The organism is Bacillus aerolatus, from assembly GCF_009183655.1.
Classification (GTDB): Bacteria; Bacillota; Bacilli; order Bacillales; family Domibacillaceae; genus Pseudobacillus; species Pseudobacillus aerolatus.
The window spans coordinates 164,326-177,207 of record NZ_WEIO01000003.1; the positions used below are offsets into that span (position 1 = coordinate 164,326).

Sequence of the window (12,882 nt, forward strand, 5' to 3'; positions counted from 1 at the left end):
CTTATTATACCTCTACGCCCATTTCTTTTGCTTTAGCCACTACTTCTTCGATGCTGCCGACTAAGCGGAATGCATCCTCTGGAAGCGTATCGTATTTGCCATCAAGAATTTCTTTAAATCCACGAACTGTTTCTTGAACAGGCACGTAAGAACCAGGCTGTCCAGTAAACTGTTCAGCTACGTGGAAGTTTTGAGATAAGAAGAACTGGATACGGCGCGCACGTGATACAGTCAGCTTATCATCTTCTGAAAGCTCATCCATACCGAGGATCGCGATAATATCTTGAAGTTCTCTATAGCGCTGCAATGTTTGCTGCACTTGGCGGGCTACACTGTAATGTTCTTCGCCGACGATTTCCGGAGAAAGAGCACGTGATGTAGAAGCCAATGGATCTACCGCAGGGTAAATACCCATCTCTGAAAGTTTACGCTCAAGGTTTGTTGTTGCATCTAAGTGGGCGAATGTTGTAGCAGGTGCCGGATCCGTATAGTCATCGGCTGGTACGTAAATCGCTTGGATAGATGTAACGGAACCCACGCTAGTGGAAGTGATCCGCTCTTGTAATTGACCCATTTCTGTTGCAAGTGTCGGCTGGTAACCAACGGCAGAAGGCATACGGCCTAAAAGGGCGGAAACCTCAGAACCTGCTTGTGTGAAACGGAAGATGTTATCGATAAAGAAAAGAACGTCCTGGCCTTGCTCATCACGGAAATATTCCGCCATTGTCAAACCTGTTAAAGCAACACGCATACGCGCACCAGGCGGCTCGTTCATTTGTCCGAATACCATTGCTGTCTTCTTAATAACGCCAGAATCGCTCATCTCGTAGAAAAGGTCATTTCCTTCACGAGTACGCTCTCCTACACCGGCGAATACGGAAATACCGCCGTGCTCTTGAGCGATGTTGTTGATCAATTCTTGGATAAGAACGGTTTTACCTACACCCGCACCACCGAAAAGACCGATTTTACCACCTTTAATGTATGGAGCAAGCAAGTCTACTACTTTAATTCCTGTTTCCAGAATTTCAACCTCTGTAGAAAGTTGTTCGAATGTAGGTGCTTGACGGTGAATCGCATTGCGCTGTGCCTCAGCAGGAATAGCTTCATTCAAGTCGATTGTTTCACCAAGTACGTTAAATACACGTCCAAGCGTCAGATCTCCTACTGGTACAGAGATTGGCTGGCCCATGTCTAATACTTCTGTGTTACGCTGCAAGCCGTCTGTTGAAGCCATGGCGATTGTCCGCACTGTGTCATCACCTAAGTGAATCGCTACTTCCAATGTTAATTCAACAGCGTCTTTACCAGCTTGTGCACCGATTTGCACTTTTAACGCGTTATAGATCTCAGGAAGTTGACCGCTTTCGAACTTTACGTCAACGACCGGACCCATAACTTGAAGAACGCGTCCTTTGTTCATCTCTTTCCCTCCTATCAGTTTTGTAAAAATATATCATTATGATCAGGTATATTTATTGTCCAGCTGCAACGGCCAGACTCTCGGTCATAAGCCGTCACGCCTGTGTGGCAAAGAGCGCCACTTCGGCGGTCCGTCTTATGCCTGCCGAGTCTAAACGGCCGCTTCCGCTATTCTAGTGCCGCTACTCCGCCGACAATCTCTGTGATTTCTTGTGTGATTGCTGCTTGGCGTGCGCGGTTGTATTGTAATGTTAATGAGTCGATTAGTTCTTTCGCGTTGTCTGTTGCGCTTCTCATGGCGGACATCCGGGCGGCGTGTTCACTTGCTTTGCCGTCGAGGAGTGCCCCGTAAATCAAGCTTTCTGCGTATTGTGGAAGAAGAACTTCCATAATCTCTTCTGGTGCCGGCTCGAACTCATAAGAAGTGAGCTTGCTGGACGAAGCGATGTCTGTTAATGGCAGCACTTTCTTTTCTGTGACATCTTGCTGGATCGCACTGACAAAGTGGTTGTAGTACATGTACAATTCATCGTACATTCCTTCCGCAAAGAAGTTGACCGCTTTAGTAGCGATATCTTTAATGTCAGAGAAAGAAGGCTGGTCAGGCAGGCCTGCAATGTCCAGTGCCACGTTCATTCCCCGGTTAAGGAAGTAGTCGCGGCCCATCCGTCCAATGGCGATGATGACATACTCATCTTTAGACGTGTGACGCTCTTTAATTTTATTATGAACAAGGCGAAGAATACTGCTGTTATAAGCTCCCGCCAAACCGCGGTCTGAGGTAATGACCAAATACCCGGTTTTTTTAACGGGGCGGGAGACTAGCATCGGATGTGTTACATCTTTGCTGCCAAGAGCAATGGATGCGACCACTTCCTGAATTTTTTCCATGTAAGGAACGAATGCTTTTGCATTTGTTTCTGCACGGTTTAATTTAGAAGCGGAAACCATTTCCATCGCTTTTGTGATCTGGCTCGTCTTTTTAGTAGAAGTAATCCGAGTCTTTATGTCGCGTAACGATGCCACTGGTTCTCACCACCCTTTTTTATGTTAGAAATTGACTTAGAAAGAGGGAAGGATCATTGACAAGTCAGCAATCCACTCCCACTTTTTAAACACCTGGAAAATTATTCAGATTTCGCGAACGTCTTTTTGAACTCGTTGATGGCTGCTTTCATTTCGTCATCGGAAGCAAGTTCTTTCGTTGTGCGAATATGATCTAACACATTTGTATGGTTGTGGTCTAACCAGCTTAATAGCTCATCTTCAAAGCGGCGTACATCTCCTACTGGAATATCATCTAAAAGGCCGCGTGTTAACGCATAAAGAATGACTACTTGCTTTTCAACTTTAAGTGGTTTATTTAAGTCCTGCTTCAAGACTTCAACTGTACGTGCTCCACGATTTAATTTTGCCTGAGTCGCTTTGTCAAGGTCGGAACCGAATTGCGCAAACGCTTCAAGTTCACGGTAAGCCGCTAAGTCTAGACGAAGTGTACCGGCTACTTTTTTCATCGCTTTAATTTGAGCGGATCCACCAACACGAGATACAGAAAGACCGGCGTTGATCGCAGGGCGTACACCTGAGAAGAACAAGTCAGACTGCAGGAAGATTTGTCCGTCAGTGATAGAGATAACGTTCGTTGGAATGTAGGCAGAGATGTCTCCTGCTTGTGTTTCAACGAATGGCAGAGCGGTAATGGAACCTGCTCCTAACGTATCATTTAATTTAGCTGCACGCTCGAGTAAACGGGAGTGCAAGTAGAAAACGTCACCAGGGTAAGCTTCACGGCCTGGAGGACGGCGTAATAATAAGGAAAGTTCGCGGTAAGCTGCTGCTTGCTTGGATAAATCATCATATACGATCAAGACATGTTTGCCGTTGAACATAAATTCTTCACCCATTGTTACTCCTGTATATGGAGCAAGGAAAAGCATTGGCGCCGGTTGTGACGCTGAAGCTGTAACAACGATTGTGTAATCAAGCGCACCGTGTTTACGGAGAGTTTCAACTGTTCCGCGCACTGTGGATTCTTTTTGTCCAATTGCAACGTAAATACATACCATGTCCTGGTCTTTTTGGTTAATGATCGTATCGACTGCGACAGTTGTTTTACCTGTTTGGCGGTCTCCGATAATTAACTCACGCTGACCGCGTCCGATTGGTACGAGCGCGTCAATCGCTTTAATCCCTGTTTGCAATGGTTCATGAACAGATTTACGGTCCATAACGCCAGTTGCCGGGCTTTCGATAGGACGAGTTTTTGTTGTGTTGATTGGGCCAAGACCGTCTACCGGCTGTCCAAGAGAGTTAACAACGCGTCCGATTAGTTCTTCACCAACAGGCACTTCCATGATGCGGCCAGTACGGCGGACTTCATCGCCTTCACGGATTTCTGTGTAAGGTCCGAGAATGACGATACCTACGTTGTTTTCTTCCAAGTTTTGTGCCATACCCATGACACCGTTTGAGAACTCAAGAAGTTCTCCAGCCATGACATTGTCGAGGCCATGAGCACGAGCGATACCGTCACCGATTTGGATAACTGTACCGACATCGCTTACTGTAATATCTGACTGGAAGTTCTCAATCTGCTTTTTAATCAGCGCACTGATTTCTTCAGCTTTGATGCTCATGAATTTCACCCCTCATATATTAGTAATAGTTGTATTCGAATGGAAGGCGTCCATGCAGACGCTTCCGCTTTTCTTTTGTCCAGCTTCGCCTCCTTGGAGCTCGAGGTCATAAGCCAATCTGGCTGTGTGGCTGAAGAACGCCACTTCACCAGCTTGTCTTATGATTGTCGCTCCAGAGCAGTCGGCTCCGCTTTTCTTTTGTCCAGCTGCAGCGGCCAGACTCTCGGTCATAAGCCGGCACGCCTGTGTGGCAAAAAGCGCCACTTCGGCGGTCCGTCTTATGCCTGCCGAGTCTGTACGGCCGCTTCCGCTTTTCTTTACTTAGCTACGAGCTGCTTTTCTAAACGATTCAGCTTGCCGCGCAGGCTGCCGTCAAAGATGCGGTTGCCGATGCGGACTTTCAAGCCGCCGAGCAAAGCAGGGTCGACGATATTTGTGATTCTTAAAGCCTGTTTGCCGACTTTGCCGGCGAACTGGGCAGAGATTTGTGTGGTTTCCGCTTCTGTCAAAGGACGGACCGATTCAACTGTAGCATCGGCAATTCCGCGCTCTGCGTTTGCTAACTCTATGTAAGCATCCGCCACATCTGTAATGTATTCTTCACGATGACGCTCGGTTAAAATCATTAATGTGTTGACTACATACGTTGAAGCTTCGGAAAAAGCGGACTTCAACAATTCTTTTTTCTCTTGAATCGTTAGCTTTGGTGATTCAAGCAAAAGAAGCAATTCTTTGTTTTCTTGGAAAACTGTTTTTACTACACGCAGTTCTTCTTCAATCAGTTGGAGCTGCTGATGTTCTTTGGCAATTTCTAAAAGAGCTAGCGCATAGCGTTTCGCCACTGCGGAGTTACTCATCGCTCTTCCCCTGCCTCTTGGATATACTCGTTAATTAATTTTTCTTGATCTGCTGCGCTCAAATCTTTTTCAATTACTTTAGAAGCAATCAAAACAGATAAGGAAGCGACTTGCTCGCGAAGGGCTGCCATTGCTTGTTCTGTCTGCTGTTCGATTTCCATCTTAGCAGACTCTTTCAAGCGTTCAGCTTCTGCACGAGCGGCAGCAATGATTTCTGTTTTCTGGTTATCGCCAATTTTCTTGGCGTTCTCAATAATTCCTTGAGCTTCTTGACGAGATGCTTTTAACTCTGCACGAGTTTCTTCTAATAATTTATTAGCTTCGATCCGGCTTTTTTCTGCCGCTTCAATTTCTGAGGCAATATGGTCTTCACGCTGCTGCATCATTCCCATAAGAGGGCCCCAGGCAAATTTCTTGATCAGTGCTAGTAAAATGATGAACATGATTAATTGGAACAAAATGTCCCCGCCGTTAAAGCCGGCTGACGCTCCAAGTACAAATGCGTTTGCTAACACGCCCACTTCACTCCTTTCAAGAGTTTCCACCCCTCCCCTTTTCGGGAAGAGCCTATATAAAAAGAATGGCTTTGCTTGTTAATCTTCGAACATAAAGCAATGGCGAAGGTTCGCTTGGAATGATCTTCGCCATTGGACCAAAAATCCCTGATATGTCTAGCTGCAGGCGCTAGCGCCTTCCGCTTTTCTAAAATTATTGTCCTTGTACCATGAACGCGATAACAACGGCGATGATAGGAATCGCCTCTACTAATGCTACCCCGATGAACATTGTTGTTTGAAGCATACCACGTGCTTCTGGTTGACGAGCGATACCTTCAACTGTTTTTGATACGATAAGACCGTTACCGATACCTGCACCAAGTGCGGCTAAACCGATTGCGATTGCTGCTGCTAAAAGACCCATTTTAAAATTTCCTCCTTTTAATGTATGAATAATGTATTTGTTTAAAAATAGGTTTGTCCATTAAATGAACGGGGTATATTTTAATGGTCCTGGTTCACTTTGTGAGCCAAATAAACCATCGTTAACATAGTGAAGATAAATGCCTGAATCCCACCGACAAACACGGAGAATCCTTGCCACGCCAATGTTGGGATGACTGCGGCTAAGTGTCCGCCGACTCCTGTAGCGAGACTTCCTGCCAGCAATCCAAGTAGGATTTCACCGGCAAAGATGTTACCGTAAAGACGAAGACCAAGAGTGAGTGTGTTGGCGAATTCCTCCACAATCTTCAACGGGAATAAGAATCCCATTGGACGGAAATAGTCCTTTCCGTACTCTTTAAAGCCTTTCATTTTGATTGCGTAATAATGCGATAATGCGACAACCATGACTGCAAGTGTTAAAGTAATGACTGGATCTGCTGTCGGCGATTTCCACCATAGATAGTCATCAACGACAACCGAAAATGGCAAGCCTATAAAGTTGGACACCGCGATATAAAGAAATAACGTGAGTCCGAGAACGTGGAAACGGCCTCCTGTTTTCCAGTCCATGTTGCTTTTGACGATACCTTTCACAAAATCCATGATCCACTCAAAAAAGTTCTGCAGCCCAGTAGGCTTCATCGCCAGTTTTCTTGTAGAAATAACTGCAATTAAAAACACAATAAGGCTGGCAATAGTGATCATAAGCATATTCGCTAAGTTGAAAGTTAATGTAAAACCGTCAAATACTTCCCAATCAATCGTTGGATTTTTGTGATGCAACTGTTTTCACCTCTCTTCCCCGGTTTTTCTCTTTATTAAAAAATGAATAAAAAAATCTATCATAATGACAATGTAAGATGCCATTAATCCCAAAACTGTACTGATAATGTTGAAATGCTCCGGATAGCGAAGGGCAATGATGGCAGCGACGCCGGCCGATGCCATACGTGACATGGTGCCAAGCGACTGAACTTTCTTGCCGCGATCAAGTGCAGTGTTGAAACGGTGCATCCGTTTCACCATTAACCAGTGGTTGAAAAAGCTGATAGCTGTTCCAAGGATGAGGCCGCCGAAAATCGCCTTATAAGGCGTAATTCCCCAGCAGAAAACAAAGATGGCGAGCAAAAAGAATATGTACTTTCGATGTCTAGAAAGCGAGTGCTGGAGTTCCCCCATAATTGATTAATCCTCCGAATTGAAGTGGCTGACTGTACGGAGCATAGAAAAAATGCCCACAGTTATTCCTAAGAGCAGTCCGACGATTAAACAAAGTGGTTCGGTGTTCCATTTTTCGTCAAGCCAGCGCCCGGCAAAGATCCCGATTAAGATCGATCCTGTCAGCTGTGCCAAAATCGCACTGTATAAAGACATCGCCTTAAACGCATTTTTACGGCTTTTCATCTGAAAACACTCCTGCTCCACCGCGGGTTTTACCTCAAAAAAAAAGCGTTTACACCCTGTCAATATTGTATTGCTCCTTACCCTTTGTAAGCATACAATAGGGGTATTTCAATGTCAACGTGTACAAAGAAAAACATCAGAAATTGTAACACACATTTCACAAATTGATCAAAATTTTTGTCTTGCTATAAGATTCTCTTATTATGAGCACAGATAAGCTGTTCATTTCACTTCCTTTTTCACAAAATGTTGGGGCGTTCGACAAATTGTGACTAAGCGCAAGCGACAGCCCCCTCCCCTCTTCATCAAAAACAGACAAAAAAGGAGCTCCCCTCAGGTGGTGTTGTGCGTATCCCGGAGTTTCTCGTGCACAAACCAGGCGTGAGTGTGCAGAAATTCAGTTAACTTGCACACAACACCTTGCGGCTGGTGCATAAGCCGGTTTGCTATGCACCTTTCGGTGATTCTCGTTCAGAATCCCTTAATAGCTGTGCAGAATTTCCAGAAATCAGTGCATAAAGCCCCCTCCCCTCTTCATCAGTTTGCACATAAAAAAACGATCTCAAACTTTGTTTGAGATCGCTTTTTGGCATTAGAACCGGTCTGGCTTTTCGTTCGTGGCTTCGAAATAATAACGGATCGCTTCGCAAATTCGCCGGGATGCTTCTCCATCGCCGTACGGATTGGACGCTTTAGACATCTTTTCATATTCTGTTTTGTCAGTCAGCAGTTCCGTCGCGAGCTTGTAAATTGTTTCTTCATCCACACCAGCGAGCTTTAATGTGCCCGCTTTAATTCCTTCCGGACGTTCAGTCGTGTCGCGGAGGACAAGAACCGGGACGCCGAGGGAAGGTGCTTCTTCTTGTACGCCGCCGGAATCCGTTAAAATTAAATGAGCTCTCGCGGCGAAGTTATGGAAATCGATGACATCAAGCGGCTCAATTAGGTGTATGCGCGGGTCACTACCGAGTATTTCATCAGCAATTTCGCGGACAACCGGATTCATGTGCATTGGATACACAACTTGAATGTCGTCGTTTTCTTCAACTAACCGTTTAATCGCACGGAACATGCTGCGCATCGGCTCGCCAAGGTTTTCACGGCGGTGTGCAGTCATCAGCACGAGACGGTCGCTGCCGATGCGGTCGAGCACTTCATGGCTGTAGCTGTCTTTCACGGTCGTCTTCAAGGCATCGATCGCTGTATTTCCGGTTACGAAAATTGTTTCTGCTTTTTTTCCTTCATTAAGTAAGTTCGCCTCTGCTTCGTCTGTAGGCGAAAAGTGAAGGTCGGCGATTATCCCTGTTAACTGGCGGTTCATTTCTTCCGGAAACGGTGAATATTTATTCCACGTCCGCAGTCCCGCTTCTACGTGGCCAACGGCAATTTGATTGTAGAAAGCAGCGAGGCTAGCAATAAATGTTGTCGCTGTATCACCGTGAACAAGAACGATGTCCGGTTTGACTTCTTTCATCACTCCGTCAAGCCCTTCCAGTCCGCGCGTCGTCACATCGATTAATGTCTGGCGATCTTTCATCATGTTTAAATCGAAATCAGGAGTGACTTTGAAAATTTCCAGCACTTGATCGAGCATTTGCCGGTGCTGTGCCGTTACAGTCACAATTGATTCAAATTGTTCAGGATGCTTCTGCAGTTCCAGAACGAGCGGAGCCATTTTAATGGCTTCAGGGCGCGTTCCAAAAATTGTCATTACTTTAATCGGGCGGTTCATCTTGTCTGCACCTACTTCTAATTATTTTGTTCCGAACAAGCGGTCGCCTGCATCGCCAAGCCCTGGCACAATGTAGCCTTTTTCATTCAGCTTTTCATCTAAAGCAGCGATATAAATGTCTACATCCGGGTGAATTTCTTTCATCACTTCCACACCTTCAGGGGCAGCGACGAGGCACATGAATTTGATGCTTGTAGCTCCGCGCTTTTTCAGTGAATGAATCGCTTCTACAGCTGATCCCCCGGTAGCAAGCATCGGGTCCACTACGATAAAATCGCGCTCTTCTACGTCCGATGGAAGTTTCACATAATATTCAACAGGCGTCAATGTTTCCGGATCGCGGTATAAACCCACATGGCCTACTTTAGCGGCCGGAATCAAATTTAAAATGCCGTCAACCATGCCGATCCCCGCTCGTAAAATCGGAACGACGCCGAGCTTTTTACCAGCAAGTGTTTTTGCATTTGCTTCGCATACCGGCGTCTGCACCTGCACATCTTGCAGAGGCATATCGCGGGTAATTTCAAACGCCATCAATGTAGCTACTTCATCTACCAACTCACGGAATTCTTTCGTTCCTGTTTCTTTATCACGAATAATTGTCAACTTATGCTGGATTAATGGGTGATCGAATACATATACTTTTCCCAAAATCATCGCTCCCTTATGTTAAAATCTCATGTCGTTTCATGAAAGCTTTCATTACGCGTATCACATCTAAGCGGCAAAAAAATAAGCTGCTCGTGCAGCCATTTTTCAGCTTCTTTCAGCAAGCTTCCTTTTAATTTTACATAAAAAGTGGGAGAAGAACAAATAAGAAAACGAAAAAACGCCCGGGGAAGAAAGATTCCTTCCGCCGAGCAAAGGGTTTAGCTGTATAAAGGATATTTTGCTGTTAAGTCAGCTGCACGCTGGCTAAGTTCTTTCAGCTTCGCCTCATCTTCATGGTTTTTCAGTGCTTCTGCCATGATTACAGCTACTTCATCCATCGCTGCCAAATCAAAGCCGCGGGATGTGACCGCTGCTGTTCCAATGCGGATACCACTTGTTACAAATGGGCTTTGCGGGTCGAATGGAATCGTGTTTTTGTTGACTGTGATACCGATATCATCAAGCACTTTTTCTGCTACTTTTCCTGTTAAGTCAAGCGATTGCAAGTCAATTAGCAGTAAGTGGTTATCTGTTCCGCCTGATACGAGGGTAATGCCTTCTTTTGTCAATCCTTCGCCTAAACGCTTCGCATTGTCGATGACTGTTTGCGCGTACGTTTTAAAGCTGCTATCAAGTGCTTCGCCAAAGGCAACAGCTTTTGCAGCGATGACATGCATAAGCGGGCCGCCTTGAATACCAGGGAAAATGGATTTGTCGATTTTCTTGCCAAACTCTTCTTTACAAATGATCATGCCGCCGCGCGGACCACGCAATGTTTTGTGAGTCGTTGTTGTCACGAAATCAGCGTAAGGGACCGGATTTTGGTGAAGGCCGGCTGCTACGAGACCTGCAATGTGCGCCATATCAACCATTAAGTAAGCACCGACTTCATCCGCGATTTCACGGAATTTAGCGAAGTCGATTTCACGCGGATACGCGCTCGCTCCTGCTACGATCATTTTTGGTTTGTTTTCGATTGCCTTTTGACGGACATCGTCATAATCGATCCGTTGGTTTTCTTTATCCACGCCGTATTCGATGAAATTGTATTGCACGCCGCTGAAGTTGACCGGGCTGCCGTGAGTTAAATGGCCGCCGTGGGACAAGTTCATACCAAGAACAGTGTCACCTTGCTCCAATACAGTAAAGTAAACAGCCATGTTCGCTTGAGCGCCTGAGTGCGGCTGCACGTTCACATGCTCGCCTCCGAAAATTTCTTTTGCGCGGTCGCGGGCAAGATCTTCAACGACATCCACATGTTCACAGCCGCCGTAATAACGCTTGCCTGGGTAGCCTTCTGCATATTTATTCGTTAAAACAGATCCTTGTGCTTCCATCACTGCTTCACTGACAAAGTTCTCAGAAGCGATCAATTCAATTTTTGTCTGCTGGCGTTTTAATTCGTCTTGAATGGCTTGAAAAACAGCTGAATCTTGATCTTTAAGAATGCTCATGTTCAATCCCCTTTCGAATGTGTGAATCATTTATGTCTTTATGTATTGCTAATTTTAAAAATTCTCTTATATTCTATCATGTTTTCAGCTTGTTTCAAATGAAATTAATAGAAGTTCCGATCTTTTCATAAAAAATAGCCGAATTCCATAATTGAAAAACGGCTATATCTTAACATTAACTAGTGCAGCTTTCATTTATATTCGTTTTTTCATAAACAGCCCTGGCGCCGCCGATCAGTTTCGGACGCGTTACAGCCATCGTAACGTGCGCATGTCCCACTTCTTTTACGCTCGTTCGCAACGGGACGGCTACATGTTTTAAGTGCATGCCGATGAATGTATCGCCGATATCGATACCCGCGTCGGCTTTAATAAACTCTACGACTGCGCTGTTGTCATTTTGATTAAACGCGTAAGCAGCCATCGAGCCGCCCGCCTGCCGAACCGGCACGACAGACACTTCTTCGAGCTGCATCTTTTGTGCCAGATCACGATCCACGACGAGCGCGCGGTTCAAGTGCTCGCAGCATTGAAACGCAAGATGCAGCCCATGATCATTCGCAAATGTTTTTAATTGCCGGTACACCATTTCAGCAATGTCCAGCGTACCTGCTGTGCCGATTTTTTCACCGGCGATTTCTGAAGTAGAGCAGCCGATAACAACCGTCTGGCCCTTTTGGAGACGGGCCTGCTGCTGAAATTCATCCAACGTACAACTGAGCTGCTGTTCCCAATCTTTTAGCTGCAACAAAGCTCATCCCTCCGTTTTAGTTTTCTTCGTATGCTTTAATTTTACCGAGACGGTTTTCGTGACGGCCGCCTTCAAAATCAGTTGTCAGCCACACTTTAGCAATCTCACGGGCAAGCCCGGGACCGATGACCCGTTCCCCCATTGCAAGCATGTTGCTGTCATTATGTTCCCTAGTCGCTTTTGCGCTAAACAAGTCATGCACGAGTGCACAGCGAATACCCTTTACTTTGTTGGCTGCAATACTCATACCGATGCCGGTACCACACACTAAAATACCCCGGTCAAATTCTCCACTCGCTACTTTTTCAGCTACTAGTATGGCATAGTCCGGATAGTCAACAGATGTGCCGCATTCGCAGCCAAAATCTTCATATTCCAAGCCAAGCTCATCCATCAGGCGCTTCAATTCTTTTCGGATGTTCACTCCCCCATGATCGGAAGCAATCGCAATCTTCATGTCAGTAATCTCCTTTTGGCTTAGCCGATTTTCTTTTATTTTGTCATAGGCGGGAGCAAATGAAAAGAGGAAGTCGCCCATAGCCGGAATGGAATGATCACCGTTACAATTTCTTTAGTAATAAAGCAATCAATTCATCCAGTTCAGCATACGTGCGCCGGTAGTCATCGATTGACCCTCCGTACGGATCGGCTACATCTTCTTGCTGTTCATGAATAAATTCCCTCAACGGCCATATTTTCTCAGAACATTTAGGGAAAGAAGAAAGAAGAGCTTGCTTGTGGCTGTTCGTCATCGTAAAAATAACATCCGCCCACTCCACTAGATCAGGCGTTATCCCTTGGGAAATATGCTGAATCGCAATTTTATTTTCTTGTAACACTTGAACGGAATGCGAAGCTGCCGGACTGCCGTCAGCTGCAAAAATACCCGCAGACTGAACTTCCCATTCTTGCTTTTTATGCTTCAAAATCGCTTCTGCCATTGGACTTCTGCAAGTATTCCCTGTACATACGAATAATATTTTCAACCTTTTTCTCCCTCCAACTAAATTTACTCTTTCTTCTATTATAAG

The 12,882-nt window shown here is 45.5% G+C and carries 16 protein-coding genes; all 16 read right to left on the reverse strand.

Annotated elements, in window-relative coordinates; genetic code table 11:
• Nucleotides 1-4: 4 nt before the first annotated feature.
• The 16 genes from atpD to F9802_RS06915 all read right to left on the reverse strand — a co-directional run bounded on the left by atpD (nt 5) and on the right by F9802_RS06915 (nt 12,837).
• Nucleotides 5-1,423 carry a F0F1 ATP synthase subunit beta gene (atpD, locus tag F9802_RS06840; RefSeq protein ID WP_152150426.1) on the reverse strand — a complete coding sequence of 473 codons (1,419 nt, stop codon included), beginning with the start codon at nt 1,421-1,423 and terminating at the stop codon, nt 5-7.
• Nucleotides 1,424-1,590: 167 nt separating this feature from the next.
• Nucleotides 1,591-2,448, reverse strand: a complete 858-nt coding sequence (atpG, locus tag F9802_RS06845; protein ID WP_152150427.1) for an ATP synthase F1 subunit gamma — start codon at nt 2,446-2,448, stop codon at nt 1,591-1,593.
• Between the two features lie 101 nt (nt 2,449-2,549).
• Entirely contained in the window at nt 2,550-4,058 is a 1,509-nt protein-coding gene (atpA, locus tag F9802_RS06850) for a F0F1 ATP synthase subunit alpha (protein ID WP_152150428.1), read from the reverse strand.
• A 12-nt stretch (nt 4,059-4,070) separates the two neighbouring features.
• Nucleotides 4,071-4,289 (reverse strand): hypothetical protein, encoded by a 219-nt coding sequence (locus tag F9802_RS06855; RefSeq protein ID WP_152150429.1) that lies wholly within the window; start codon nt 4,287-4,289, stop codon nt 4,071-4,073.
• An 86-nt stretch (nt 4,290-4,375) separates the two neighbouring features.
• Nucleotides 4,376-4,915 (reverse strand): F0F1 ATP synthase subunit delta, encoded by a 540-nt coding sequence (locus tag F9802_RS06860; RefSeq protein WP_152150430.1) that lies wholly within the window; start codon nt 4,913-4,915, stop codon nt 4,376-4,378.
• A complete protein-coding gene (gene atpF / locus F9802_RS06865; RefSeq protein WP_152150431.1) occupies nt 4,912-5,430 on the reverse strand; it encodes a F0F1 ATP synthase subunit B in 519 nt (172 codons plus the stop codon). The genes F9802_RS06860 and atpF overlap by 4 nt, the downstream gene beginning before the upstream one ends.
• 193 nt (nt 5,431-5,623) lie before the next feature.
• Nucleotides 5,624-5,836 carry a F0F1 ATP synthase subunit C gene (atpE, locus tag F9802_RS06870; protein ID WP_053368380.1) on the reverse strand — a complete coding sequence of 71 codons (213 nt, stop codon included), beginning with the start codon at nt 5,834-5,836 and terminating at the stop codon, nt 5,624-5,626.
• A gap of 80 nt (nt 5,837-5,916) precedes the next feature.
• Nucleotides 5,917-6,642, reverse strand: a complete 726-nt coding sequence (gene atpB / locus F9802_RS06875; protein ID WP_191991794.1) for a F0F1 ATP synthase subunit A — start codon at nt 6,640-6,642, stop codon at nt 5,917-5,919.
• A gap of 6 nt (nt 6,643-6,648) precedes the next feature.
• Nucleotides 6,649-7,038, reverse strand: a complete 390-nt coding sequence (locus tag F9802_RS06880; protein ID WP_152150432.1) for an ATP synthase subunit I — start codon at nt 7,036-7,038, stop codon at nt 6,649-6,651.
• Between the two features lie 6 nt (nt 7,039-7,044).
• On the reverse strand, nt 7,045-7,263 hold the full coding sequence (locus F9802_RS06885) for an AtpZ/AtpI family protein (RefSeq protein ID WP_225435216.1): 219 nt from the start codon (nt 7,261-7,263) through the stop codon (nt 7,045-7,047).
• 592 nt (nt 7,264-7,855) lie between these two features.
• The gene (wecB, locus tag F9802_RS06890) at nt 7,856-8,995 is read right to left on the reverse strand and encodes a non-hydrolyzing UDP-N-acetylglucosamine 2-epimerase (protein ID WP_152150433.1); all 1,140 of its coding nucleotides are present in this window, start codon (nt 8,993-8,995) and stop codon (nt 7,856-7,858) included.
• A gap of 21 nt (nt 8,996-9,016) precedes the next feature.
• Nucleotides 9,017-9,646: a uracil phosphoribosyltransferase gene (upp, locus tag F9802_RS06895; protein WP_152150434.1), complete on the reverse strand. Its 630-nt coding sequence runs from the start codon at nt 9,644-9,646 to the stop codon at nt 9,017-9,019.
• Between the two features lie 218 nt (nt 9,647-9,864).
• A complete protein-coding gene (gene glyA / locus F9802_RS06900) occupies nt 9,865-11,100 on the reverse strand; it encodes a serine hydroxymethyltransferase (RefSeq protein WP_152150435.1) in 1,236 nt (411 codons plus the stop codon).
• 175 nt (nt 11,101-11,275) lie between these two features.
• On the reverse strand, nt 11,276-11,848 hold the full coding sequence (locus F9802_RS06905; protein ID WP_152150665.1) for a TIGR01440 family protein: 573 nt from the start codon (nt 11,846-11,848) through the stop codon (nt 11,276-11,278).
• Between the two features lie 19 nt (nt 11,849-11,867).
• A complete protein-coding gene (rpiB, locus tag F9802_RS06910) occupies nt 11,868-12,308 on the reverse strand; it encodes a ribose 5-phosphate isomerase B (protein WP_152150436.1) in 441 nt (146 codons plus the stop codon).
• Between the two features lie 103 nt (nt 12,309-12,411).
• Nucleotides 12,412-12,837, reverse strand: a complete 426-nt coding sequence (locus F9802_RS06915; protein WP_152150437.1) for a low molecular weight protein arginine phosphatase — start codon at nt 12,835-12,837, stop codon at nt 12,412-12,414.
• Nucleotides 12,838-12,882: the final 45 nt, after the last annotated feature.

What these genes read in the sequence shown, in the direction of transcription:
- atpA (WP_152150428.1), bottom strand. Translation starts at nt 4,058, where the DNA reads ATGAGCATCAAAGCTGAAGAAATCAGTGCGCTGATTAAAAAGCAGATT.
- F9802_RS06885 (WP_225435216.1), bottom strand. Translation starts at nt 7,263, where the DNA reads ATGAAAAGCCGTAAAAATGCGTTTAAGGCGATGTCTTTATACAGTGCG.
- rpiB (WP_152150436.1), bottom strand. Translation starts at nt 12,308, where the DNA reads ATGAAGATTGCGATTGCTTCCGATCATGGGGGAGTGAACATCCGAAAA.
- F9802_RS06880 (WP_152150432.1), bottom strand. Translation starts at nt 7,038, where the DNA reads ATGGGGGAACTCCAGCACTCGCTTTCTAGACATCGAAAGTACATATTC.
- wecB (WP_152150433.1), bottom strand. Translation starts at nt 8,995, where the DNA reads ATGAACCGCCCGATTAAAGTAATGACAATTTTTGGAACGCGCCCTGAA.
- glyA (WP_152150435.1), bottom strand. Translation starts at nt 11,100, where the DNA reads ATGAGCATTCTTAAAGATCAAGATTCAGCTGTTTTTCAAGCCATTCAA.
- atpD (WP_152150426.1), bottom strand. Translation starts at nt 1,423, where the DNA reads ATGAACAAAGGACGCGTTCTTCAAGTTATGGGTCCGGTCGTTGACGTA.
- F9802_RS06860 (WP_152150430.1), bottom strand. Translation starts at nt 4,915, where the DNA reads ATGAGTAACTCCGCAGTGGCGAAACGCTATGCGCTAGCTCTTTTAGAA.
- atpE (WP_053368380.1), bottom strand. Translation starts at nt 5,836, where the DNA reads ATGGGTCTTTTAGCAGCAGCAATCGCAATCGGTTTAGCCGCACTTGGT.
- F9802_RS06855 (WP_152150429.1), bottom strand. Translation starts at nt 4,289, where the DNA reads ATGACCGAGAGTCTGGCCGCTGCAGCTGGACAAAAGAAAAGCGGAGCC.